At 66.9% G+C, this 24,665-nt stretch carries 20 protein-coding genes and 5 pseudogenes; 19 read left to right on the top strand and 6 right to left on the bottom strand.

Annotated elements, in window-relative coordinates; genetic code table 11:
- Positions 1-48 precede the first annotated feature (48 nt).
- Positions 49-771 carry a M23 family metallopeptidase gene (locus tag OR16_RS22185; RefSeq protein ID WP_006160188.1) on the top strand — a complete coding sequence of 241 codons (723 nt, stop codon included), beginning with the start codon at positions 49-51 and terminating at the stop codon, positions 769-771.
- Between the two features lie 21 nt (positions 772-792).
- Here OR16_RS22185 and OR16_RS22190 read toward each other — a convergent pair whose 3' ends face one another.
- Both OR16_RS22190 and OR16_RS22195 read right to left on the bottom strand, forming a co-directional pair.
- Positions 793-2,367 carry a single-stranded-DNA-specific exonuclease RecJ gene (locus OR16_RS22190; RefSeq protein WP_006160189.1) on the bottom strand — a complete coding sequence of 525 codons (1,575 nt, stop codon included), beginning with the start codon at positions 2,365-2,367 and terminating at the stop codon, positions 793-795.
- Positions 2,368-2,394: 27 nt separating this feature from the next.
- Positions 2,395-3,518 (bottom strand): annotated as a pseudogene (locus tag OR16_RS22195) (hypothetical protein).
- 160 nt (positions 3,519-3,678) lie between these two features.
- Here OR16_RS22195 and OR16_RS22200 point away from each other — a divergent pair.
- From OR16_RS22200 to OR16_RS47380, 5 genes and pseudogenes are all read left to right on the top strand, one after another.
- On the top strand, positions 3,679-4,800 hold the full coding sequence (locus OR16_RS22200; RefSeq protein ID WP_006160190.1) for an ABC transporter permease: 1,122 nt from the start codon (positions 3,679-3,681) through the stop codon (positions 4,798-4,800).
- Positions 4,793-5,545 (top strand): lipoprotein-releasing ABC transporter ATP-binding protein LolD, encoded by a 753-nt coding sequence (lolD, locus tag OR16_RS22205; RefSeq protein WP_006160191.1) that lies wholly within the window; start codon positions 4,793-4,795, stop codon positions 5,543-5,545. Before OR16_RS22200 ends, lolD begins: the two co-directional genes overlap by 8 nt.
- A gap of 16 nt (positions 5,546-5,561) precedes the next feature.
- Positions 5,562-6,443, top strand: a complete 882-nt coding sequence (locus tag OR16_RS22210; RefSeq protein ID WP_006160192.1) for a TatD family hydrolase — start codon at positions 5,562-5,564, stop codon at positions 6,441-6,443.
- Positions 6,444-6,603: 160 nt separating this feature from the next.
- Entirely contained in the window at positions 6,604-7,638 is a 1,035-nt protein-coding gene (locus OR16_RS47375) for a ComEC/Rec2 family competence protein (RefSeq protein WP_337459861.1), read from the top strand.
- Positions 7,584-8,204, top strand: a pseudogene (locus OR16_RS47380) (ComEC/Rec2 family competence protein); the annotation flags it as partial. The gene OR16_RS47375 and the pseudogene OR16_RS47380, both read left to right, overlap by 55 nt.
- A gap of 256 nt (positions 8,205-8,460) precedes the next feature.
- On the opposite strand, the gene OR16_RS22220 reads toward OR16_RS47380, so the two are convergent.
- Positions 8,461-9,402 (bottom strand): MurR/RpiR family transcriptional regulator, encoded by a 942-nt coding sequence (locus OR16_RS22220; RefSeq protein WP_006160193.1) that lies wholly within the window; start codon positions 9,400-9,402, stop codon positions 8,461-8,463.
- A 337-nt stretch (positions 9,403-9,739) separates the two neighbouring features.
- Here OR16_RS22220 and edd point away from each other — a divergent pair, with 337 nt between their 5' ends.
- The 12 genes and pseudogenes from edd (at position 9,740) to ftsB (ending at position 22,040) form a co-directional block, all read left to right on the top strand.
- Positions 9,740-11,626: a phosphogluconate dehydratase gene (gene edd / locus OR16_RS22225; RefSeq protein WP_006160194.1), complete on the top strand. Its 1,887-nt coding sequence runs from the start codon at positions 9,740-9,742 to the stop codon at positions 11,624-11,626.
- Positions 11,627-11,814: 188 nt separating this feature from the next.
- Positions 11,815-12,324: a gluconokinase gene (locus OR16_RS22230; RefSeq protein ID WP_043420640.1), complete on the top strand. Its 510-nt coding sequence runs from the start codon at positions 11,815-11,817 to the stop codon at positions 12,322-12,324.
- 264 nt (positions 12,325-12,588) lie between these two features.
- Positions 12,589-13,887: a circularly permuted type 2 ATP-grasp protein gene (locus OR16_RS22235; protein WP_006160196.1), complete on the top strand. Its 1,299-nt coding sequence runs from the start codon at positions 12,589-12,591 to the stop codon at positions 13,885-13,887.
- A 96-nt stretch (positions 13,888-13,983) separates the two neighbouring features.
- Positions 13,984-14,937, top strand: a complete 954-nt coding sequence (locus tag OR16_RS22240; protein WP_006160197.1) for an alpha-E domain-containing protein — start codon at positions 13,984-13,986, stop codon at positions 14,935-14,937.
- 39 nt (positions 14,938-14,976) lie between these two features.
- Positions 14,977-15,801, top strand: coding sequence for a transglutaminase family protein (locus OR16_RS22245; protein ID WP_006160198.1), 825 nt, complete (start codon positions 14,977-14,979; stop codon positions 15,799-15,801).
- 137 nt (positions 15,802-15,938) lie between these two features.
- Positions 15,939-16,304, top strand: a pseudogene (locus tag OR16_RS22250) (peptidase); the annotation flags it as partial.
- Positions 16,305-16,326: 22 nt separating this feature from the next.
- On the top strand, positions 16,327-17,148 hold the full coding sequence (locus OR16_RS22255; RefSeq protein ID WP_006160200.1) for an alpha/beta fold hydrolase: 822 nt from the start codon (positions 16,327-16,329) through the stop codon (positions 17,146-17,148).
- A gap of 149 nt (positions 17,149-17,297) precedes the next feature.
- Positions 17,298-18,950 carry a CTP synthase gene (locus OR16_RS22260; protein WP_006160201.1) on the top strand — a complete coding sequence of 551 codons (1,653 nt, stop codon included), beginning with the start codon at positions 17,298-17,300 and terminating at the stop codon, positions 18,948-18,950.
- A 29-nt stretch (positions 18,951-18,979) separates the two neighbouring features.
- A complete protein-coding gene (gene kdsA, locus OR16_RS22265; RefSeq protein WP_006160202.1) occupies positions 18,980-19,852 on the top strand; it encodes a 3-deoxy-8-phosphooctulonate synthase in 873 nt (290 codons plus the stop codon).
- Between the two features lie 90 nt (positions 19,853-19,942).
- The gene (locus tag OR16_RS22270) at positions 19,943-20,233 is read left to right on the top strand and encodes a DUF1330 domain-containing protein (protein ID WP_006160203.1); all 291 of its coding nucleotides are present in this window, start codon (positions 19,943-19,945) and stop codon (positions 20,231-20,233) included.
- 97 nt (positions 20,234-20,330) lie between these two features.
- Positions 20,331-21,620: a phosphopyruvate hydratase gene (eno, locus tag OR16_RS22275; RefSeq protein WP_006160204.1), complete on the top strand. Its 1,290-nt coding sequence runs from the start codon at positions 20,331-20,333 to the stop codon at positions 21,618-21,620.
- Positions 21,621-21,701: 81 nt separating this feature from the next.
- Positions 21,702-22,040: a cell division protein FtsB gene (gene ftsB, locus OR16_RS22280; RefSeq protein ID WP_006160205.1), complete on the top strand. Its 339-nt coding sequence runs from the start codon at positions 21,702-21,704 to the stop codon at positions 22,038-22,040.
- Between the two features lie 115 nt (positions 22,041-22,155).
- Here the strand turns inward: ftsB and OR16_RS22285 are convergent.
- From OR16_RS22285 to OR16_RS22295, 3 genes and pseudogenes are all read right to left on the bottom strand, one after another.
- A pseudogene (locus tag OR16_RS22285) lies at positions 22,156-22,395 on the bottom strand (hypothetical protein); the annotation flags it as partial.
- Positions 22,396-22,517: 122 nt separating this feature from the next.
- Positions 22,518-23,546, bottom strand: a complete 1,029-nt coding sequence (locus tag OR16_RS22290; RefSeq protein WP_006160207.1) for an Hsp33 family molecular chaperone HslO — start codon at positions 23,544-23,546, stop codon at positions 22,518-22,520.
- A 47-nt stretch (positions 23,547-23,593) separates the two neighbouring features.
- Complete coding sequence (locus OR16_RS22295) at positions 23,594-24,118, bottom strand: gamma carbonic anhydrase family protein (protein WP_006160208.1); 525 nt, start codon at positions 24,116-24,118, stop codon at positions 23,594-23,596.
- 169 nt (positions 24,119-24,287) lie between these two features.
- Between OR16_RS22295 and OR16_RS48365 the strand changes: the two are divergent.
- Positions 24,288-24,665 (top strand): annotated as a pseudogene (locus OR16_RS48365) (DUF455 family protein); the annotation flags it as partial.

Genomic DNA, 24,665 nt, shown 5'->3' on the forward strand with positions numbered 1-24,665 from the left:
CAAGATGCGGGCTTCAATACATGCACAGGGAGGGACGATAAGTACGTGATGACGCAAAGCAACCACGACAAGACGAACGCGCGGCGCCGCGCGCTTGGCCTGCTGGCCGTCGCTGCTGCCGCGTGCCTGGCCGCCGGCTGCGGCACCCTGGCCAGCGAGCCCGCGCCGGATGGCTACTACCGGGTGCAGAGCGGCGACACCTTGTACACCGTGGCCCGGCGGCACAAGCGCTCGGTGCGCGACCTGGTGCGCTGGAACCAGCTGCCCAGCGCGGACCGCATCGAAGTCGGGCAACTGCTGCGGGTCCGCCCGCCGGCCGGCGCCAGCGCCGGTACGGGTGCCGGCAGCGGGCCGGTGGCGGTCGGGGACACGCCGCGGGTGGACAACAGCGCGCCGTCGCGCGCGCCCGCCACCAGCATCCGCCTGCAATGGCCGGCCGACGGCCGCGTGACCGCCGGCTACGGGCCGCCTGCCAGCAAGGGCCTGCGCATCAACACGGCGCCCGGCAGCGTGGTGCGCGCGGCCGCCGCCGGCAAGGCCATCCACGTCGGCAACCTGCGCGGCTACGGCATGCTGGTGATCATCAAGCACGATGACAACTGGCTGACGGTGTATGGCAACCTGGACAAGCCCTCGGTCAGCGAGGGCGCGCAGGTAACCAACGGGCAGGAGGTCGGGCGCATGGGCACGGCCGACAGCGAGCTGCATTTCGAGGTGCGCAACAACGGCAAGCCTGTGGATCCGGCGGGGCTGCTGCCGTCGCGTGGCTAAGCCACCCGCCAGCCGGGCGCGCTACTGCGCGTGCTCGATCACCATCTGCACCCGGGTGATGCCATTGAAGGTGTTGTTGTCGAGCCGGTAGGCCACCAGCGCGCTGGCGCCCAGTGAATTCGCGTGGTTGAACCAGATCGCGTCGAAGCGCTGGCTGCCGCGCCCTAGCTGCAGCTTCAGGTGCTTGCCCTTGAGCACGCTCTGGCGCAGCACGTCGAACTCGCCGCAGAAGGTAGGCGCCGGGAAGCCCTGGCCCCACACCTGCTGCTCCAGCAGCGAGACGAATTCCGGGCTGAAGCAGGCATCCTCGATGTCGCCATCGGTCTCGATCACCCTTGCCAGCTGCTCGTCGCTCAGCCACTCGCGCCCCACCGCCTCGAACGCCTCCATGAACTGCCCGAAGCTGTCGGCGCCGAGGGTCAGGCCGGCCGCCATGGCGTGGCCGCCAAACTTCTTCAGCAGGCCGGGATGGCGCTTGGACACCAGATCCAGCGCATCGCGCAGGTGAAAGCCCGGGATGGAGCGGCCCGAGCCCTTGATCGTGTCCTCGTCACCCGGGGCGAAGGTGAACTCCAGGATCTGCAAGGCCTCTTGCTGCATGCCGGCTTCAATGTCGCGCCGCTCGCGGTTCATGCCGTCGAGCTCCTGGGCGATCTCCCAGGCGCGGTTGGCGTCGTCGGTCAGCAGGCACTCGATGCCGAGCGACATGTCGGCCAGGCGCCCGGCGGCGTTCAGGCGCGGGCCCACGCCAAAGCCCAGGTCAAAGGTATTGGCGCGCGTGGCTTCGCGCCCGGCCGCGCGGAACAGAGCCGCCACGCCGGCGTGCATGCGGCCGGCGCGCATGCGCTTCAAGCCTTGCGCCACCAGGATGCGGTTGTTGCTGTCGAGCTTGACCACGTCGGCCACGGTGCCTAGCGCAACCAGGTCGAGCAGGGTATCCAGGCGCGGCTGGGATTGCGCGTCGAACACGCCGCGGCGGCGCAACTCCGCGCGCAGCGCCAGCAGCACGTAGAACATCACGCCTACGCCCGCCAGGTTCTTGCTCGGGAATTCGCAGCCGGGCTGGTTGGGGTTGACGATCACCGCAGCCTCCGGCAACTGGTCGCCGGGCAAGTGGTGGTCGGTCACGACCACGTCGATGCCCAGCGCATTGGCCGCCGCCACGCCGTCGACGCTGGCGATGCCGTTGTCCACCGTCACGATCACGTCCGGCTGTTGCTTGGCGGCCAAGGCCACGATCTCCGGGGTCAGGCCGTAGCCATACTCGAAGCGGTTGGGCACGATGTAGTCGATGCGGGCCCCCAGCATGCGCAGGCCGCGCACGCCGACCGCGCAGGCGGTGGCGCCGTCGCAGTCATAGTCGGCCACGATCAGCAGGCGCCGGCCGGCGGCGATGGCGTCGGCCAGGTAGGTGGCCGCGTGGTCGATGCCTTTCATGGCCGCCGGCGGCAACAGGCCGGGCAGCTCGGTGGCGAGCTCGGCCGGCTCGCGCACGCCGCGTGCCGAGAGGATGCGTGCCAGCGTGGGATGCAGGCCGATCCCGGCCAGCTTGCCGGCATTTTCGGTGGAAAAGGAGCGAACGGCGATTTTTGTCATTGCGGGGTCTTGCGGAAAACCAGGTGATCAGGCGGCATAGGCGAGGTCGGACAGCAGCGCGCGCCAGTCGCCGCGCTGCCCCAGGCCGCGCCAGAACTTGCGCAGGTCGGCGCGGCGCACGGTGAACTCGGCGTAGTGGTTGTCGCCCGACAGCATCAGCGTGACCGCCTGCAGCTGCCCGGCTTCGAGGGCGGCCAGGGCGGGTGCGAACCATTCGGCGTCGAGCGTGTGCATGCGCTCGATCCACAGGCCCCAGTCCTGGGCGATATGGGACTCGATGGCGTCCTCCAGCAGCACCATGGCGCTGCCCGGCATCGCCTGGATTGCCTTGAAACGCGGCGGCTGGGGCTGGCATGCCGCGCCGCCGGCCAGCGCCATGCCGCGCAGGAAGGCGTCGCCGGTCAGTACCGTGTCCGCCAGGCGCGGCACCGGCTGCAGGGTGCCACCGCCGTGGAGCCAGACCGAGTTGACGGAGAATTCTCCCGCGGCTTCCCTGGCCTGGTTCACCGGATGGTCATACCAGGTCATCTGGATTTCGTTCTGGATCCGGCGCCAGTCGCGGGCGCGCTCGCCGGCCTGCATCCACACATCGATATTGCGGCCGGTGGCGCGCAGCGGGCTGGCGGCCACAAGTGGCCCGAATACGGATTGCGGGATGTACCAGCGCGCCGGGTGCGGCGTTTCAAGCACAATGCCGGATTCCTGCAGCAGTGCCGCCACGGCGGCGTGCAGGGCGGAGGACTCCTCGGCCCGGATATGCAGCTGGGCCGGATCCATCAGCACCAGGTGGTCGCGCGCGGCATGGATATGCACCGGCTGCAGGCAGGCCCAGGCTTGGCCATCGTCCGCCGTGGCAGCGGCGCCGGCGGCGGTCATGTCGGCCAGGCGCATGTACGGGCGCTGGGCACGCGGGCCGTGTCGAGCCCGGCACGCCCGGCCAGCCAGCGCTCATGCGGCAGCGCGCGCAGGAAGGGGTCGTCGTGCCGCTCGCGCGGGCCGGGGCTGGCGCGCGTGAGCAACTTTCCCAGCGCCGGCAACTCCAACTGCCGCAGCAAGGCTTCGAGCATGGCGTCGTTGCCACCGCCGTCGGCGTCGATCGCGGCGCCGGGCGGGACAGAAAAGGGCACAATCAGGGTCAGGTGCGTCATCATGGTGCCGAGATTGTAAACTTGCGGCTGGCCGGCGGCAGAAATATCGTCCCCTGCCCGGTTGCGGCAATGGCGCGCGCGGCGCCTCGCGTGTGCGGCCGGCAAGTCATCAGCGGCGTCGGCGGTGTGGCGCCGGCGTTTCTCCTTAACAACAGGAACCCTCTTGAACTTTCCTTACGAGTGGCAGATCGGTTGGCGATACACCCGCGCAAGCAAGCGTGCCAGCCGCAACACCTTTATTTCCTTTATCTCGATGATTTCCATGCTCGGCATTGCGCTGGGCGTGGCGGCGCTGATCGTGGTGCTGTCGGTGATGAATGGCTTCCAGAAAGAAGTGCGGGATCGCATGCTCTCGGTGCTGTCGCACATCGAGGTGGTTGGCCCCGGGGCGCTGCCCGACTGGCAGAAGACCGCCGCCGAGGCGATGCGCAACAAGGAAGTGATCGGTGCCGCGCCCTATGTGGCCGCGCAGGCCATGCTTACCCGCGAGGACGCCGTGCGTGGCGTACTGCTGCGCGGGGTCGAGCCTTCCGAGGAACCCAAGGTTTCCGATATCGGCAAGCAGTTCCGGGGCGGCAGCATGGAGCGCCTGCTTCCGGGCGAGTTCGGCATCGCCCTGGGCAATGAGCTGGCCAACGCGATGGGCGTGCAGGTGGGCGACAAGGTCACGCTGGTGGTGCCGCAGGGCACCATCACGCCGGCCGGCGTGCTGCCGAGGCTCAAGCAGTTCACGGTGGTGGGCGTGTTCTCGTCCGGCCATTTCGAGTTCGACAACGCGCTGGCGCTGATCAATATCCGCGACGCCGAAGCCATGTTCCGCCTCGCCGGGCCCACCGGCGTGCGTTTGAAGCTGACGGACATGCAGCGCGCACCCCAGGTGGCCGACCAGCTGGCCAACCTGGTGTCCACGCTGGTCATGACCGTGACGGACAAGCAGGCAGACATCGCCATCCTGCGCACCATGGGCGCCCAGCCGAGCTCGATCACCAAGATCTTTATCGTGCAAGGCGTTGCCATTGGCTTTATCGGCACGCTGGCGGGAGTTGCCGGCGGCGCCTTGATCGCCTTCAACATCGATGTGATCGTGCCCTTTATCGAACAGCTGCTGCACGTGCAGTTCTTGCCGCGCGACATCTATTTCATTAGCGAACTGCCCTCGGATCCCCGCGTGAACGACATTGCGACCATCGGTATCGTCTCCTTCGTGCTGTCCATCCTGGCCACGCTCTACCCAAGCTGGCGCGCTGCCCGCGTCAACCCGGCGGAGGCGCTGCGCTATGAGTGAAACCCTGATGCGCGCCGCCGCACCGGCCGGCAATGCTGCCGACGCCGCTGGCAAGGCCGGCCCGGATACGCCAGTGCTGCTGGCCGAAGGCCTGACCAAGCGCTTCCGCCAGGGTGGCCTGGACGTGACCGTGCTCAAGGGCGTGGATGTCCGGGTGGATGCGGGCGAGAAAGTCGCTATCGTGGGCGCGTCCGGTTCCGGCAAGAGCACGCTGTTGCACGTGCTGGGCGGGCTCGATAACCCCGACAGCGGCCGGGTCGCCTTGAAGGGCCGGCCGTTCACCGCGCTGCGCGAGAGCGAGCGCAATATCGTGCGTAACCGCGAGCTGGGCTTCATCTACCAGTTCCACCACCTGCTGCCCGAGTTCACCGCGCTGGATAACGTGGCCATGCCGATGCGCATCCGCGGGTTGCGCCAGCCCGAGGCGCGCGCGGCGGCGATGACGGTGCTGGAGCGCGTGGGCCTGGGCGAGCGGGCGCAGCACAGGCCTGGCGAGTTGTCCGGCGGCGAGCGGCAGCGGGTGGCGATCGCCCGTGCGCTGGTGGGCGGCCCGGCCTGCGTGTTGGCGGACGAGCCCACCGGCAACCTGGACGACCACACCGCGGGCGGCGTCTACGACCTGATGCTGGAGCTGTCCCGCACGCTGGGCACCAGCTTTGTCATCGTGACCCACGACCTCGACCTGGCCAGCCGCTGCGATCGCGTGCTGCGGCTGCGCGACGGGCATATCCACCGCGAGCGCTGAGCCAGCGGAACTCGCCATGTGGATCGATACCCATTGCCATCTCGACGCCGGCGAATTCGATGCCGACCGTGACGCCGTCGCCGCCGCCGCTGCCAAGGCGGGGGTGACGGGCATCGTGCTGCCGGCCGTGGCCGTGTCGAACTTTGCCGCGGTACGGGCGCTGGCGCACCGCCACGATAGCTGCGTCTACGCGTTGGGGATCCATCCGCTGTGCACGCCGGGCGCGGGGCAGGCCGATCTCGACGCCTTGCGCAGGGAAGTGCAGGCCTCGATGGCCGATCCGCGCTTCGTCGGTATTGGCGAGATCGGGCTCGACTTTTTCGTGCCCGGTCTCGATGCCACGCACCAGGCCTGGATCTATGCCGAGCAGCTCAAGATTGCCCGCGAGTTCGACCTGCCGGTACTGCTGCATGTGCGCAAGTCGCAGGACCAGGTGGCGGCCCAGCTGCGCCGCATCGGTGTGCGCCAGGGCATTGCCCATGCCTTCAATGGCAGCGTGCAGCAGGCCCGCGGTTTTGTCGACCAAGGCCTCAAGCTGGGCTTCGGCGGCAACCTGACTTTCAGCCGCGCCAACCAGATCCGGCGCCTGGCGATGGAGCTGCCGCTGGACACCATCGTGCTCGAGACCGATGCGCCCGACATCGCGCCGGCCTGGCTGTCCGACGACCAGTTCGGCGAGCAGCACAAGGCGCGCAATACGCCTGCCGAAGTGGCTGGCGTGGCGCGCGTGCTGGGCGAGTTGCGCGGGCTGGATGCCGCGCCGCTGGCGCAGGCAATGTGGCGCAACGCCGTGGCTGCATTGCCGCGGCTGTCGGCCTTTGCATCGACCATGTTCCCCTCGGCATTGCCTGCCTCAGTCCCGGCTGAAACAATCGGCAACCAACCCGTTTCACCCTGACAAGCCTTGTGGCCGCTAACGGCCATATAAGCAGACGTATCGGATATCCCATCTTGTCGTCGGGGGAGCTCGCATGCGTCTGTTTTTGCTCGCCTTCGTCGCGGGCTGCTGGTGGCTGCAGCAACAAGGCGCGCTGCCACGTGGCAGCGCGCTGTGGTGGATGGTCGCCGCCGGGCTCGTGGCGGCCGCGCTGGCGTTGCGCCTGCGCGCGCACCGGCCTGGCTGGGCACGGCTGGCCCTGCTTGCGTTGTCGCTGCTGGCCGGCTTCGGCTGGTCGGCGTGGCGCGCCGAAGCCCGTCTGGCAGAGCGCCTGGCGCCTGGGCTGGAAGGTGTGGACCTGGTGCTGAGGGGGGTGGTGGCCGGGCTGCCGGCACAGGCCGCGCGCGGACAGCGCTTCGCGTTCGCGCTCGACGATGTGGCCGGCTTGCCGTCGCGGGTCCTGCTGAGTTGGGAGGATGCGCCGCCCGGGTTGCTTCCGGGCGAGCGTTACGTCTTCACGGTACGTTTGCGCCAGCCCCATGGCCTGGCCAACCCGCATGGCTTCGACTACGAATTCTGGTTGATGGCGGCCGGGCTTGGCGCTACCGGGTACGTGCGCGATGTCATGGGCGGGGCCCAGGACGCCGTTGGCGAGCAACTGATGTGGCGCATCGAGCGATGGCGCGCGCGGGTGCACGATCACGTATTGCAAAGCCTGCCCGCGGATGCCCGCTTCGCGCCGGTGCTGGCGGCCCTGGTGGTGGGCGATCAGCGCGGCATCCAGCAGCGGGACTGGACCTTGTTCACGCGCACTGGCATCGGCCACCTGATCAGCATTTCCGGCTTGCATATCACCATGATTTCCGGCCTTTTCTCCAGCTTTGTGTATTGGCTGTGGCGATACTCGTTCGGGCTCGGGCGATGGCTGCCGCGGCCCTTGCCGCTGTGGTGGCCGGCGCGGCGTGCCGCACTGGTCGGTGCGGTGATTGCGGGCCTCATCTATGGCCTGCTGGCGGGTATGCAGGTGCCGGCGCTGCGCACCGTGTCAATGCTGGTGGTAGCTGCGTTGGCGCTCTGGAGCGGGCGTACGCCGCCGGCCTCGCAGCGGCGCAACCGGCCAATCATGCCGCGCCGACGCGTTGGCAGCGTGTTCGCGCCAGCCTGGCGCAGGCCACGCGCACGCAATGGTCCGTCACCATCGGGCTGGTGCCGCTGACCTTGCTGCTGTTCCAGCAGGTCTCGGTGATATCGCCGCTGGCCAATGCGGCCGCGATCCCGCTGGTGAGCTTGCTGGTGACGCCGATGGCCTTGCTGGCGGCGGCCTCGCCGGCGCCGCTGGCAGGCTGGCTGCTCGGCGCCGCGCACCTGCTGCTGCACTGGCTGGTGTTGGGTCTGGAGTGGTTGTCGGCGCCGCCGTGGGCGGTGTGGCAGGCCGCGCGCGCCGGTCCGCTCGCGCTCGCGCTGGCGGTGCTTGGCACGTTGCTGCTGCTGGCGCCCGTGCCCTGTGGCGCGCGTGCGCGCCTGCATGGCGCGGTACTGCTGTTGCCGCTGGTGCTGGCCGGGCGGCAGCCGGTGGCGCACGGCGAGTTCCGCGCCACCGCGATCGATATCGGGCAGGGCACGGCGGTGCTGGTGGAAACGCGCTCACGCGTGCTGCTCTACGATGCCGGGCCAGCCTATGGCTGGGGCGCGGGCCGTGGCGAGCTGGGCAACAGCGCCGGCGCGCGGGCCATCGTGCCATTCCTGCGCGGCGCGGGCGTGCGCCGGCTCGACACGCTGATGATCAGCCATGAAGACGCTGACCATGCGGGCGGCGCGCGTGACATCATGGCCGCGCTGACGGTGGACCGCCTGCTGTCGGGCGCGCCGCCGGGGCACCGGCTGCTGGTGCCGCCGGCGAATGCCGCGCACCTGGAGGCGCAGCCCTGCGCGGCGGGGCAAGAGTGGGAGTGGGACGGGGTTCGCTTTGTCGTGCTGCATCCCTTGCCGGGTGCCGCGCAGAATGCGGCAATCGACAGCAATGCGCGCAGCTGCGTGCTCAAGGTGGCGGGCAGCGCGCGCAGCCTGCTGCTGACCGGCGATATCGCCCGGCGCGACGAGGCGGCGCTGCTGGCGCGGCTGGCCACGCAAGATGCGCGGGCTCGGCCTGGGCGATGCGACGCTCGCGCAGGTGCGCCTTGGCGCGTTGCAGGCCGGCACAGACGGTGTCGGCGCGTTCCAGGGCAACGCCTGCTGCCAGCACGTCGCCCAGCACCAGGTGGCAGATGCGGGAGGTCATCGGCGTGTAGACCTCGCTGTCTTCCTCCACGTCCGAGAACACGCAGACGTCCGCCAGCGCGGCCAGCGGCGAGCCGCTATGGGTCAGCGCCAGCACGCTGGCGCCGCTGGCGCGGGCCAGCGTGGCTGCGGCCAGCATGTCCCAGGTGCGCCCGCTGTTGGAGACCAGCACCGCCACATCGCCGGGGCCGAGCAGCGCCGCGGACATGCTGAAGACGTGCGAGTCCGAGTAGGCAACGGTAGGCATGCCGAGGCGGAAGAACTTGTGCTGGATATCCAGGGCGACGATGCCCGAGTTGCCGCAGCCATAGAACTCGATGCGCCTGGCCGCGGCGAGCAGCTGGATGCCGTGCTCGATCTGGTCCGCGGATAGCGCATTGCGCACCGTCATCAGGGTGGCGATGGTGCGGTCGAAGACCTTGCCGGCGATATCGGCGGGGCGGTCCTCGGCCTTGACGTCCTGGTGGACGAAGGGCGTGCCGCCGCCCACGTTCTGGGCAAACTGGAGCTTGAACTCGCGAAAGCCATCGTAGCCCAGCGCCGCGCAAAAGCGTGCAATGGTGGGCTGGGACACGCCCGCGCGCTCGGCCAGTTCGGGCATCGACAGGCGGATCACGCTGGCGCCGTGGCGAGCCACGTAGTCGGCAAGGCGGCGTTCGGAAGGGCGAAGCGTGTCGTAGACGGCAAGAATTCGGTCGCGCATGGTAGGGGAGGGATGGGCTGTCTGTGCCGGGGAAATGTTCTGGCTTTGGCCCCGGAGTCCGTGGCTCGACGAATCGAGCGGCATGTAGATATTCTACATAATCAGAGGTGGGGCCATCGCGGCTTCAGCGTGGCGGCCGGGTAGGGATTTCACCTATGTGCGCTAAATATGCCATGAATAAAGCGCTTTGTGATGTATGCGTATGGTGTTTTCAATTTGGCTTTCGATATAATGTAGAAAATCTACAAGCAATAGTGCCAACCGGCGCCCGCCGGCGCCCGCAAGTCCCCCAAGTCCTCCCGGATACGATCAGGCATCACGACCAGGAATTCCCCCAATGTCAAAAGCCCTCCACGCCGAAGTCCACGCCGTCACCGAACGCGTGATCGCGCGCAGCCAGCGCAGCCGCGCCGCCTATCTCGCGCGCTGCGAACGCGCCCAGCAGGAGCTGGGCCCCTTGCGCGGGCTGTCCTGCGCCAACCTCGCGCACGGCCTGGCCGCGTTGCCGGCGCATGACAAGCTCAAGCTGCGGGTTGAGCATGCCGCTAACCTCGGCATCGTTACTGCGTACAACGACATGTTGTCGGCCCACCAGCCGTACGAGCGCTATCCCGGCGTGATCCGCGAAGCCGCGCGTGCCGTTGGCGCGGTGGCGCAGGTGGCGGGCGGGGTGCCGGCGATGTGCGACGGCATCACGCAGGGCAATGCCGGCATGGAACTGTCGCTGTTCTCGCGCGATGCCATTGCGATGGCCACGGCGGTCTCCTTGTCGCACAACACCTTCGATGCCGCGGTCATGCTTGGCGTGTGCGACAAGATCGTGCCGGGCCTGCTGATGGGCGCGCTGCAGTTCGGCCACCTGCCCGTGGTGTTCGTGCCGGCCGGGCCGATGTCGACGGGCCTGTCCAACAAGGAAAAGGCGCGCGTGCGCCAGCTTTACGCAACCGGTCAGGTGGGCCGAGACGCCCTGCTGGAGGCCGAGTGCGAGGCCTATCACGGCGCCGGCACCTGCACCTTCTACGGCACCGCCAACAGCAACCAGTTCCTGATGGAAATCATGGGCCTGCATATGCCGGGCGCGGCCTTCGTGCATCCGGACAGCGGCTTGCGCGATGCGCTCACCGCCGCCGCCGCGCAGCGCGCGCTGGCCTTGACGGCGCGGGGCGGGGACTACCTGCCGCTGGCGCGCATCGTGGACGAGCGCGCGGTGATCAACGCCGTGGTCGGCCTGCTGGCCACGGGGGGCTCGACCAACCACACCATCCACCTGGTGGCGATGGCGCGCGCCGCGGGCATCCTCATCGACTGGGACGATTTCGACCGCCTCTCGCGCATCACGCCGCTGCTCGCGCGTGTCTATCCCAACGGCTCGGCCGATGTGAATCACTTCCACGCCGCAGGCGGCGTGGCCTACGTGATTCGCCAGTTGCTCACCGCTGGCTTGCTGCACGAGGACGTGGAGACCGTGGTCGGGCGTGGCCTGGCCCGCTACACGCAAGAACCCGTGATGATCGATGGCGTGCTGCAGTGGCGCGACGGCGCCGCTGTCAGCGGCGATGCCACGGTTCTGGCGACCGCAGCCGAGCCGTTCTCCGCCGAGGGCGGATTGCGCTTGCTCCAGGGCAATCTTGGCCGCGGCATGATCAAGGTTTCCGCGGTGGCGCACGAACATCGGGTGGTGGAAGCACCGGCACGCGTATTCGACTCCCAGGAAGGTTTGCAGGCTGCATTTGAAGCCGGCGAATTCACGGGCGACATGATCGCGGTCGTGCGTTTCCAGGGGCCGAACGCCAACGGCATGCCCGAACTGCACCGTCTCACCCCGGTGCTGGGCTCGCTGCAGGACGCCGGCCACAAGGTCGCGCTGGTGACCGATGGCCGCATGTCCGGCGCCTCCGGCAAGGTGCCTGCGGTTATCCATGTGGGGCCTGAGGCACTTGCGGGCGGCCCGCTGGCGCGCGTGCGCGACGGCGACCGGATTCGCGTGGACGCGGTGGCGGGCACGCTGGAATGGCTCGGCGGCGCCAATGGCGACGGTGACCTGGCGACGCGTCCTTCGGCTGTGCTGCCGGAGGACACGTTTACGAGTTTCAGCGTCGGCCGGGGCCTGTTCGGGCTGTTCCGCCGCAACGCGCGGGTCGCGGAGGAGGGCGGCAGCGCGCTGGACCTGTCCGAGGCCGACGCGCCCGGCGCTGTCCAAACGGGCGCGGCCGTCGCACAATAGGCGGCGCCCCTTAATTTTGTGTCATTTGTGTCCCCGGCAGCCGACGGCTGGCGGGGGCGACCCCGAGCCGGCCCATGCGGGTCCTATCATGGCTTCATGGCTGAACGCTTCCGGAGCCGACCGGCGGCCGGTGCGGGGACTACCGACAAGGATGGGAAAACCATCCGCACATGATCGTTGGAGCAGACATGATCTACATCCTGATGGGCGTTTCCGGCAGCGGAAAGACCACGGTCGGCCAACTGCTGGCCAAGACCTTGCAATGCGGCTTCCACGACGCCGATGAGTTCCACAGCGCCGCCAACAAGGCGAAGATGCACAACGGCATCCCGCTGACCGACGAAGATCGCTGGCCCTGGCTGGCCGCGATGCGCGCGGCGATCGACGCGGCCCGCGCCGAAGGGCGCACCCACGTGTTTACCTGTTCCGCGCTGCGCCAGACCTACCGCGACCGCCTGACGCCGCCCGATGGCGGCGTGACCTTCGTCTACATGAAGGGCGACGCCGCCGTCATCGGCGGCCGGCTAGCCGAGCGCAGCGATCACTTCTTCAATCCTGACCTGTTGCAGAGCCAGTTCGAAACGCTGGAGGAGCCGTGCGATGCCCTGGTGCTCGATATCCGCCAGACGCCGGAAGCGCTTGTGCAGCGCGTCCTGGCCGAAGTGCCGTCGCAAAAGGGCGCGGCGATTGCCCGCTAGGGCAATGCCGATGCCAGTCCGGAGCCAGGGCTGGCAAACATCTTGCTTAATCCATGTTTGATGGCGCGAATGCTTGCCGCTTGCGGCTTTCGCAGTCATAGGTATCCTATAGGGACAGCACTTCGAAGCATGACGAGACGGTCCGCGGCCAACCCGCCGGGCCTCGGGTGGTGATCTCAAGGTGCTGTGCCGGGAACAACAAGCCAATCAAAACGGGACAGCCGGCAGTTTGGGCGGCACCCAAATCATGGGGGAACGGCCATCATGGCGGCGCGGTTTTTCGACGAGATGCTCGATTGGCAAGATGGCGTGGCGGCAGCAATCCACGCGGGAGAGTCCCTGCCGGCAGGTGCCGTGCGGGGGCATTACAAGCAGTTCGCGGATTGGTTGGCGCGCCAGTCCGAAGGCACTATGGACAACAAGCGCGCCGAAGCGGATCTCATCTTCCGGCGCGTGGGCATCACGTTCGCCGTGTACGGTGAAAAACCCCCCGACCAGATCTATAACAACGCGCAGTACCGCCCCGAGATGCTCGGCATCGACGTGCCCCGCGATATCTACGCCCACGTGGCCGGCATCGACGTGGTGCGCGCAGGCGAGGGTGAGTTCTACGTGCTGGAAGACAACCTGCGCGTGCCCTCCGGCGTGTCCTACATGCTGGAGAACCGCAAGATGATGATGCGGTTGTTCCCGGACCTGTTCGCGCGCAACCGCGTGGCGCCGGTCGCCCACTATCCCGACCTGCTGCTCGACATGCTGCGCGGCGTCTCGCCGCAGAACATCGCCGATCCCACGGTGGTGGTGCTCACGCCCGGCATGTACAACTCCGCCTACTTCGAGCATGCCTTCCTGGCCCAGCAGATGGGCGTGGAACTGGTCGAGGGCAGCGACCTGTTCGTGCAGGACGATCACCTCTACATGCGCACCACCCAGGGCCCGCAGCGCATCGACGTGATCTACCGCCGGGTCGACGACGACTTCCTCGACCCGCTGGTGTTCCGCTCGGATTCCACACTGGGCGCGGCGGGCCTGCTCTCGGTCTATCGTGCCGGCAATGTCACCATCTGCAACGCCATTGGCACGGGCGTGGCCGACGACAAGTCGATCTATCCCTACGTGCCCGACATGATCCGCTTCTACCTCGGCGAGGAAGCGATCCTCAACAATGTGCCGACGTACATGTGCCGCCGCCCGGACGACCTGCAGTACGTGCTGGACCACATGGGCGAACTGGTGGTCAAGGAAACCCACGGTGCTGGCGGCTACGGCATGCTGGTGGGGCCCGCCGCCACGCGCGCGGAGATCGACACGTTCCGCGAGGTCGTGCGCGCGCGTCCCGAGCAGTACATCGCGCAGCCCACGCTGGCGCTGTCCACCTGCCCGACGTATGTCGAGTCGGGGATCGCGCCGCGCCACATCGACCTGCGTCCGTTCGTGCTGTCCGGCAGGGACGTGCGCATGGTGCCGGGCGGGCTGACCCGCGTGGCGCTGCGCGAAGGCTCGCTGGTGGTCAACTCCTCGCAGGGCGGGGGCACCAAGGACACCTGGGTGCTGGAGCGCTGACGCGCGGGGCACGCAAGGGTTTGTTTGTGATTCCCGCGCTGGCCGCCGCGTTGCCGGCGGCGCGCGGGCGAACAGCGCCGTACGAGGGGACTGACCATGCTTAGCCGCACCGCCGACCATCTGTTCTGGATGGCGCGCTATACCGAACGCGCGGAGAATACCGCGCGCATGCTGGACGTGAACTACCAGACTTCGCTGCTGCCGCAATCCGCGGAAGTGGCGGAGCAAGGCTGGTGGGCCATGCTCGATATCTCCGAGTTGACCACGGTGTTCGACGAGAAGTATGGCCTGCTCACGCGCGACGACGTGATCGATTTCATGGTGCGCGACATGACCAATGTCTCGTCCATCATGAGTTGCCTGCGCGCGGCCCGCGAGAACGCCCGCGCGGTGCGCGGCTCGCTGACCACCGAAGTGTGGGAGACCATCAACACCACCTGGCTCGACGTGCAGCGCATGATCGCCGACGGCGTGCTGGCCGACGATCCTTCGCAGTTCTTCGAGTGGGTCAAGTTCCGCTCCCACCTGGCCCGCGGCGTGCAGTTCGGCACCATGCTCAAGGACGATGCCTTCCACTTCATGCGGCTGGGCACCTTCCTGGAGCGCGCCGACAATACCGCGCGGATCCTGGACGTGAAGTTCCAGGCCAGCACCGTCGACGACAGCGATCCCAATCGCGATGCCAACGATTTCTATCACTGGGCGGCGGTCTTGCGCTCGGTGTCGGGCTTCGAGGTCTACCGCAAGGTCTATCGCACCGTGATCACTCCCGAGCGCGTGGCCGAACTGCTGGTGCTGCGCCCCGACATGCCGCGTTCGCTGGTGTCGAGCATGGACGAGGTGGTGTCGATCCTGGCGCTGGTGGGCAACCAGCATTCTTCGGAGACCGAGCGCCAGGCTGGTAAACTCCACGCCGATTTGAAATATGCGCGCATCGACGACATCTTCGCCGTCGGGCTGCATGCTTTCCTGACCAGTTTCCTGGAGCGCATCGGCGACCTTGGCAACGGCATCAGCCGGGATTTCCTCGTGCCGTTGCTGGCTGCCTGACCTATATGAAGTGGGGGGTCGTGCCGGCCTCGCCACATCATGAAATACAAGATTCACCACAAAACCGTCTACCGTTACGCCGAGCCGGTCCGGCGCAGCGTGCACGAACTGCGGCTCGCGCCGCGTTCGGGCCCGCTGCAGGCCGTGCAGGAATGGCAGTTGTCCGTGCCCGGCAACCTGTCCGAGGCGCGTGACGGCTTCGGCAATATCGTGCACAGCTTTACCGTGGCCGGGCCAGCACATACGCTGGTGATCGAGGCCAGCGGCGTGGTCGACGTGACGCCGCCGACGCAGGCGCAGGGGCCGTTATTCTGCGACGCGCCGCCTGCCGGCGAGGCGCGCGTGTCGCCGCTGTACTACCTTGGCGGTACACCGCTGACCGCCGCCAAGCCGGACATGGTGCGTTTTGCCGCACCGTACCTGGCGGCGGGGGCGTCGGTGCCCGCGCTGCTGGCGCTGGCCAGCGCCATTGCCGGGCGGGTGCGCTACCAGGCAGATAGCACGGACGTGGGCACGACGGCCAGCGATGCATTCGCGCTGGGCAGCGGGGTTTGCCAGGACCAGGCGCAGGTGATGGTGGCATGCTGCCGCGCCCTGGGCGTGCCGGCGCGCTACGTCAGTGGCTATTTCTATGATCCGGCGGCATTGGAGCTTGCCAGCCACGCCTGGGCCGATGTCTGCGTGGATGCCGGCAACGCGTTGTGGTGCAGCATCGACGTGACCCACGGCTGCCTGAGCGACGCGCGCCATATCCGGCTGGCGGTCGGGCGCGACTATCGCATGGCCGCGCCGGTGCGCGGGGTTCGCGAAGGCGGCAGCGGCGAGCAACTGGCGGTCGAGATTGCCATTGCACCGCTGCAGTGAGTGAAGTGGTGCGTCGCGCACCAAGATCGGGCGCACCCCAAGGGTTCCGGGCGTACTGGCGCGGCGCTAGAATGCGGCCTTGACCCGGGCGGCAAGCTAGGCGATGCGCCGGGCATGAATGTGCACCATAACAAGACAAGCCCATCATCGATCGCGTGGTGGAGCCCACGCTGCCGCTGGGCGAGGCCGCCAAGTGCGCGCTGATCTCCATGGACTCCACGCTGAAGTCGAATATCTCGGTGGGCCTGCCGCTGGACCTGCTGGTCTACGAGGGCGACTCGCTGCGCGTGACCCGCTTCGTCAATATTGACGAGAAGAACGCCTACTTCCGCATGATCCGCGATACCTGGGGGCAACGCTTGCGCCAGGTCTTCGGCGAGATCAATGATCCGGAATGGGACGCCGCCGCGCCGGCCGAGTTTCCGCTGGCGCGCCAGGGCGATGGCGACCGTTGGGGCCAGCCCGTGCGCGCCACGCGCGAACGTGCCGGCACGCAGGATTAAAGGGCGCACGGCGAATACCCCTATGCGCGATATCCTGCATTTTTCGCATGCCAACGGCTTTCCCGTCAGCACCTACCGCAAGCTGTTCGGAACGCTGGAAGACGATTTCGAGATTCGCGCCGTCGACCGCTATGGTCACGACCCGAAATTCCCGGTCACGCGCGAGTGGCCGCACCTGGTCGATGAGCTGCTGGCTTCGGTCGAGCAGAAGTACCGCGAGCCGGTGTGGCTGGTGGGGCATTCGCTTGGGGGCTTCCTGTCGCTGATGGCGGCGCTGCGCCGCCCGCAGTGGGTGCGCGGTGTGGTGATGCTGGATTCGCCCGTGATTGCCGGGTGGCGCGCCACCTTGCTCAGGGCCGGCCAGCGCTTTGGCCTGGATGAGCGGCCCAGCCCGGCTGCGGCGACGCGGCGGCGCCGCACGCACTGGCCGGATACCGAGGCGGTCTGGGAACATTTCCGCACCAAGCCGGTGTTTGCGTCGTGGGACGAGGAAGTGCTGCGCGACTATGCGATGCATGGCACGGAGCCGACCGGCAACGACGCCGAGCGCCGCCTGCGCTTCGAGCGCGAGATCGAGTACCAGATCTATCGCACGCTGCCCACCAGCCTGGGCGCGCGCGTGGCGCGCGGTGCGCCGGTGCCGGTCAGCTTTGTCGCCGGCACGCGTTCGCGCGAAGTACGGCAATGCGGGCTCGGCGCCACGCGTAAGCTGGTGGGCGAACGCCTGCGCTTTATCGAAGGCGGGCATTTGTACCCGATGGAGCGGCCCGGCCAGACGGCCGGGCTGATTTGCGATCTCGTCGGACAAATGCGAGGTGATTCGCCTGCTGGCGCGCGTGCGTAGCCAGGCTAGGATAGGGTAGCGCTGGGGACGTCGGCATGAAGCGGCGAATGCGTCTCAGCGGCTATCGGGCAAGGCGACTTGTCGCAAATGCGGCGCTGCAGCAGGCGGCCTCTCATGTATAATCCCGATTTCCCCGGCAAGCTCGGTTTATGACCAAATTCGTCTTCGTCACCGGTGGTGTCGTCTCTTCTCTCGGCAAGGGCATCGCTGCTGCTTCGCTCGCTGCCATCCTCGAGTCGCGCGGCCTCAAAGTCACCCTCCTCAAGCTAGATCCCTACATCAACGTCGATCCCGGCACGATGAGCCCCTTCCAGCATGGCGAAGTGTTCGTCACGGAAGATGGTGCGGAAACCGACCTCGATCTCGGCCACTACGAGCGCTTCGTCTCGGCCAAGATGCGCAAGTCGAACAACTTCACCACGGGCCAGATCTACGAATCGGTGATCCGCAAGGAACGCCGCGGCGAGTACCTCGGCAAGACGGTGCAGGTGATCCCGCATATCACCAACGAAATCCAGGCATTCATCGAGCGTGGCGCGGCTGCGTCGCACGGTGGCAAGGCGGACGTGGCGCTGGTGGAGATCGGTGGCACGGTGGGCGACATCGAATCGCTGCCGTTCCTGGAGGCCGCGCGCCAGATGAGCCTGCGCATGGGCCGCAACCACGCTGCCTTCGTGCACCTGACGCTGGTGCCGTTCATTGCCAGCGCCGGCGAGCTCAAGACCAAGCCGACCCAGCACTCGGTGCAGAAGCTGCGTGAAATCGGCATCTCGCCGACCGCGCTGCTGTGCCGCGCCGACCGCCCGATTCCGGACGAAGAGCGCGCCAAGATTTCGCTGTTCTCCAATATCCCGCAAGAAGCCGTGATCTCGGTGTGGGACGTGGACAGCATCTACAAGATCCCGCAGATGCTCAACGAGCAAGGCCTCGACCGCCTGATCTGCGAAGAACTGCGTATCGATCCCAAGCCGGCCGATCTCTCCATGTGGCAGCGCCTGGTCAACGCCCAGGAAAATCCGCAGCACGAGGTCACCATCGGCATGGTCGGCAAGTATGTCGACCTGACCGAGTCGTACAAGTCGCTGATCGAAGCGCTGCGCCACGCCGGCATGCACACCGCCACCCGCGTGAACATCGAGTACATCGATTCGGAAGAACTCGAATCGGGACATCTCGAGGTGCTCAAGCCGCTGGACGCCATCCTGGTCCCGGGCGGCTTCGGCAAGCGCGGCACGGAAGGCAAGATCCGCGCTATTCAATACGCACGCGAGAACAAGGTCCCGTACCTGGGCATCTGCCTGGGCATGCAGCTGGCCGTGATCGAGTTCGCGCGCCATGTGGCGGCGATGACCGATGCCAACTCGACCGAGTTCAACCTGGAAACCGAACATCCGGTGGTCGCGCTGATCACCGAATGGGTCGATCGCGAAGGCAAGGTCGAGCAGCGCTCCGCCGAGTCCGACCTGGGCGGCACCATGCGCCTTGGCGCGCAGCGCGTGCCGGTCAAGGCCGGGACCAAGGCAGGCCAGATCTACGGCGCCGAAGTCAATGAGCGCCATCGCCATCGCTACGAGGTCAACAATCACTACGTGCCGACGCTGGAAAAGGCGGGCATGGTGATCTCGGCGCGTACGCCGACCGAAGACCTGCCCGAGATGATGGAATTGCCGGAAAGCCTGCACCCGTGGTTTGTGGGCGTGCAGTTCCACCCGGAATTCACCTCCACCCCGCGCGATGGCCATCCGCTGTTCAAGGCCTACGTGGAAGCGGCGCTGGCCAGCCAGCAGGGCAAGGCGGGCTAAGCCCCGGCACCGCAAGCAGGAGACTAGTGATGAAACTCTGTGGATTTGACGTCGGCCTGGACCGGCCCTTCTTCCTGATCGCCGGCCCGTGCGTGATCGAGTCCGAGCAGATGGCGCTGGATACCGCCGGTGAGCTCAAGGCGATCACCAGCGAGCTCGGCATCCCCTTTATCTACAAGTCCTCGTTCGACAAGGCCAACCGCTCGTCGGGCCGGACCTTCCGCGGCCTGGGCATGGAAAAGGGGCTCGAGATCCTTGCAACCGTCAAGCGCGAGATCGGCGTGCCGGTACTGACCGACATCCACGAGATCGACGAGGTCAAGCCGGTGGCGGCCGTGGTCGACGTGCTGCAGACGCCGGCCTTCCTGTGCCGTCAGACCGATTTCATCCGTGCCTGTGCACAGAGCGGGCGCCCCGTCAACATCAAGAAGGGGCAGTTCCTGGCGCCGCATGACATGAAGAACGTCATCGACAAGGCGCGCGACGCCGCGCGCGAGGCCGGGCTGCCGGAAGACAGCTTCATGGCCTGCGAACGCGGTGTTTCCTTCGGCTACAACAACCTGGTCTCGGACATGCGCTCGCTCGCGATCATGCGCGAGACCGGCGCGCCGGTGGTGTTCGATGCTACCCACTCGGTGCAGTTGCCGGGCGGCCAGGGCACCAGCTCGGGCGGCCAGCGCGAGTTCGTGCCGGTGCTGTCACGCGCCGCCGTGGCAACCGGCGTGGCGGGCCTGTTCATGGAAACCCATCCGGACCCGAGCAAGGCCATGTCGGACGGCCCCAACGCCGTGCCGCTGTCGCGCATGAAGGAACTGCTGTCGGTGCTCAAGGACCTGGACACCCTGGTCAAGCGCGGCGGCTTCCTGGAAGACAACTTCAGCTGGCCGGCGGCTTGCGCCTGAGCTTGCTGCGCCACCGCGCTCATGGCCGTCATCAGGCGGCCATGATCAGCCAAGTAGAATCAACATCATAAGAACACACGGAGATACGCCATGGCCAGCGGCTATATCATTGCCCACGTCGATGTCACCGATCCCCAGCAGTACGAAGAGTACAAAGTGCTCTCCAGCCATGCCATGAAGGTGCATGGCGCCGAGGTGCTGGTGCGCGGCGGCAAGACCGAGAAGCTCGAGGGCGACTGGGCCCCGACGCGCGTGGTCGTGCTGAAGTTTCCCAGCTATGACGCGGCAAAGTCGTTTCACGACAGCGAGGAATACCGCGCCGCGCGCAAGTCGCGCGAGCATGCCGCGCGTATGAACATGATCGTGGTGGAAGGCGCTTAAGCGTCAGCCAGCTCGGTCAGCTGTAGCCAGCGGTAGTCCAGGGCATGGCGCCCGTGTAGTAAGAAGTCATCAAGCATCAACAGTCCAAGAGGAATCCATGAGTGCAATCGTAGATATCATCGGTCGCGAAGTTCTCGACTCGCGCGGTAACCCGACGGTCGAGTGCGACGTCCTGCTCGAATCCGGCGTGATGGGCCGCGCGGCAGTGCCGTCGGGCGCTTCCACCGGCTCGCGCGAAGCCATCGAGCTGCGTGACGGCGACAAGTCGCGCTACCTCGGCAAGGGCGTGCTGAAGGCGGTCGAGCATATCAATACCGAAATCTCCGAAGCCATCATGGGCCTGGACGCTTCCGAGCAAGCCTTCCTGGACCGCACCCTGATCGACCTCGACGGCACCGACAACAAGGCCCGCCTTGGCGCCAACGCCACGCTGGCCGTGTCCATGGCCGTGGCCCGCGCCGCTGCCGAGGAAGCCGGCCTGCCCCTGTACCGCTACTTCGGCGGTTCGGGCGCGATGCAGATGCCGGTGCCGATGATGAACATCGTCAACGGTGGCGCGCACGCCAACAACAGCCTGGACATCCAGGAATTCATGATCATGCCGGTGTCGCAGACGAGCTTCCGTGAAGCCCTGCGTTGCGGCGCCGAGGTGTTCCACGCACTGAAGAAGATCCTGTCCGACAAGGGCATGTCCACGGCGGTTGGCGATGAGGGTGGCTTTGCCCCCAACTTCGCTTCCAACGAAGAGTGCCTGAACACCATCCTGCAAGCCATCGAGAAGGCCGGCTACCGTGCTGGCGAAGACGTGCTGCTGGCGCTGGACTGCGCGGCGACCGAGTTCTATCACGAAGCCGAAGGCCAGTACCACCTGGATGGCGAAGGCCTGAAGCTGACGTCGACCCAGTTTGCCGACTACCTGGCCAACCTGTGCGACAAGTTCCCGATCGTGTCGATCGAGGACGGCATGGGCGAAGGCGACTGGGAAGGCTGGAAGGTGCTGACCGACAAGCTGGGCAAGCGCGTGCAGCTGGTGGGCGACGACCTGTTCGTCACCAACACCAAGATCCTGAAGGAAGGCATCGAGAAGGGTATCGGCAACTCGATCCTGATCAAGATCAACCAGATCGGCACCCTGACCGAGACCTTCGCCGCTATCGAAATGGCCAAGCGCGCCGGTTACACGGCCGTGATCTCGCACCGTTCGGGCGAGACCGAGGACAGCACCATTGCCGATATCGCGGTGGGCACCAACGCCGGCCAGATCAAGACCGGCTCGCTGTCCCGTTCGGACCGTATCTCGAAGTACAACCAGCTGCTGCGCATCGAGGAAGACCTCGGTGATATCGCCAGCTACCCGGGCAAGAGCGCGTTCTACAATCTGCGCTAAGCTCGTGCCATGCGCCGGCCGCGCACAATGCCGCGGCCGGCGCATGACGCAATTCCCCATTTCGCTTAAGCGCCAGAACCCATGCGCCTGATCTCGTTGCTGTTGTTTGTGCTGTTGCTCTCTATCCAGTATCCACTATGGCTGGGCAAGGGCGGCTGGCTGCGTGTGTGGGAGATGGACAAGCAGGTGCAGGAACAGAGCGCGCACAACCAGGCGCTCAAGCTGCGCAATGCCAAGCTGGAAGGGGAAGTGAAGGACCTGCAGGATGGCACCGGGGCCATTGAAGAGCGTGCCCGCTATGAGCTGGGCATGGTCAAGGATGGCGAGGTGTTCGTGCAGTTCGTGGCCCCGCCCCCAAAGGTCAGCGCCACGCCGCCGCTGCCGCCTCCGGCAAATTCCCCGGCATTCAATCGCCACTGACTGGCGTTTTTTCCGTTTTCCTTCTCGTAGCACCCGCCACCGTTGTCCGGCAACGGCATCGATGAGGCACGCTCATGTCTTTTCGGTCTGTTGCCGCTCCGGGTTCGTCAGCGGCTCACCACCAGTACGGATAGCCACCGTAGCCCCAGCCTCGGTATCCCGGGCTGGCAAAGCCCACGCCGCCACCCCAGTGCCCGCCGCCCCAGCCCCCGTAATACAGGTTCCAGCTAGGCGTGGGATAGGCATAGGATGCGGCCCGCGCCATGGCCTCCGCCTGTTGCTGGCGGGCGATCGCGGCATCTTGCTCGCGCAGCACCTGGCGGTTCAGCGCATCGATCTTCTGGATGTCTTCCGCGCGAGCAGCAGGGTGCCGATGGTGGCGGGTGGATGAGACGACAAAGCGGACATGATGACTCCCTGACTCTGGTGGGTCGCTGACGCTTGGACCCCGGCGCAGGGCAGAAAGGTTCCTGCCGCTCAGTGCTGCTGGCCGGCGCCGTCGCCGGCGCCGGTAGCCACGGGGACCGGCGTGAACAGCTGCGCGCAGTCGACCGGGTCGAAGTAGTATTGCTGGCCGCAGAAATCGCATTGGATTTCCACTTCGCCACGTTCCACCAGGATGTCTTCAATCTCCACGCGGCCCAGGTTCTGCAGCATGCCCGCCACCTTGGCGCGCGAGCACGAGCACTGGAAGTGCGGGGTCATTGGCTCGAACACACGCAGGCCGGTAGCTTCCAGGTCTTCCCAGAACAGGCGGCGCAGCAAGGTGTCCGGTGTCTCGGCCAGCAGTTCCGCGTCCTTCAGCGTGGCGCCGAGCTGGCAGGCACGGTCCCAGGTGTCGAGATCCTGCGCGCGGGCGGTGTCCGCCAGTGGTGCGCCGGTTTCGCCGACTTGCGCGGGCGCGCGCTCGGCGTGGCCTTCCAGCGTGCCGCCGTAGGAGGGCAGCTTTTGCAGCAGCATCCCCGCGGCGACCTTGTCGTCGGCGGCCAGCCACAGGCGCGTATCGAGCTGCTCGGACGTCTGCATATAGTGCTCGAGCACGGCGGTCATGGATGCCATCGGGCCATGCGCGTCGGCCAGCGGCACGATGCTCTGGTACGGCTGCTGCCCGGGCAGCTTGTCCTGCGGGTCCAGCGTGATGGCGAAGCGGCCGTGGCCGCTGACGTTGACGAGATCCGCCAGCGTGGCGTTGTCGGCCAGCGTAACGCCTTCGGCGAGCTTGGCCGTTGCGCGCATCGACAGGTCGGACAGGCACTCCACCACCAGCATGCGCACCGGGCCGTCGCCGTGCACTTGCATCACCAGCGCGCCGTTGAATTTCAGGTTGGCCGAAAGCAGGGCGGCGGCGGACATCATTTCGCCCAGCAGCCGGCGCACCGGCGCCGGGTAATGATTGCGGCGCAGCACTTCTTGCCAGGTGGCCTGCATGCGCACCAGCTCGCCGCGCACGGGGGCGGCGTCGAACAGGAATTTCTGCAGGGTGTCGGGGGTGGTGGTGTCAGTCACGATGATCCGTCGGTAAATCGGTGCCGCTGGCGCGGCACCTTGGTCGCTTAGTCGATGCGTTTGAGTTGCGTCTTGTACATGGCCTGGCGCGTGGCGTAGGTCTCGGCATTGCGATACAGGTTGGCCACGTCCTGCTCGGTGAGCTCGCGCACCACCTTGGCCGGCGCGCCGAGGATCAGCGAGCGGTCCGGGAACACCTTGCCTTCGGTGACCACGGCGCCGGCGCCGACCAGGCACTCCTTGCCGATCACAGCACGGTTGAGGATCACCGCCTGGATGCCGATCAGCGAGCCCTCGCCCACCGTGCAGCCGTGCAGCATGGCCTGGTGGCCGATCGAGACCTTGTCGCCGATGGTCAGCGGGCAGCCAGGGTCGGTATGGAGCACGGTGCCTTCCTGCACATTGCTGGACTCGCCCACCACGATCGGTTCGTTGTCACCACGGATCACCACGCCTGGCCATACGCTGGCACGTGCCTTGAGCGTCACGTTACCGATGATGGTGGCCTCCGGCGCCACGTAGGCATCCGGATCGATGGTGGGGGCAACGTCGCCGAGCTGGTAAAGCGCCATGAGGTCTCCTGCACAAGTTCGTATGGGTATATGGGGTTTGCCGCCAGGCTTTAAAGGGTGCGGGGCGGGGGTGCGACTGCGCGGCCCACGGCCCACGGCACCCTACAATGGCGGCAACCCGGATTTTACGCTTATGCCAGCAAACCTTCCTGATCCCGATGCCGGCGGCATGCCGCTTGCTGCACCTGAGCTGCCGCCTGGCCTTGCTTCCCTATCCTTGCGCCGCCAGGCGCTCGCCATCCTGTGCCTGAACGACGCCAGCCAGAAGGCCACCGCCACGCGCTGGATGCGGCAGGCGCTCGCCGCCGCGACGCCGCAGGCGCTCGGCATCGATGAGTCGATCCTGGCCGAGCTGCCGGTGCCGGGCCGGCCGCCCTGCCTGAACTGGTGCCGCCGCAACGGGTCGAGCGGCGGCGCTCCATCCATACGCCGGCCGGCCGCGTGGCGCTGGTCCATGCGCTTGCCCATATCGAGTTCAATGCCATCAACCTGGCGCTGGATGCGATCTGGCGCTTTGGCGGGATGCCGCCGGCCTTCTACCTGGACT

Source organism: Cupriavidus basilensis OR16 (assembly GCF_000243095.1).
Classification (GTDB): Bacteria; Pseudomonadota; Gammaproteobacteria; order Burkholderiales; family Burkholderiaceae; genus Cupriavidus; species Cupriavidus basilensis_D.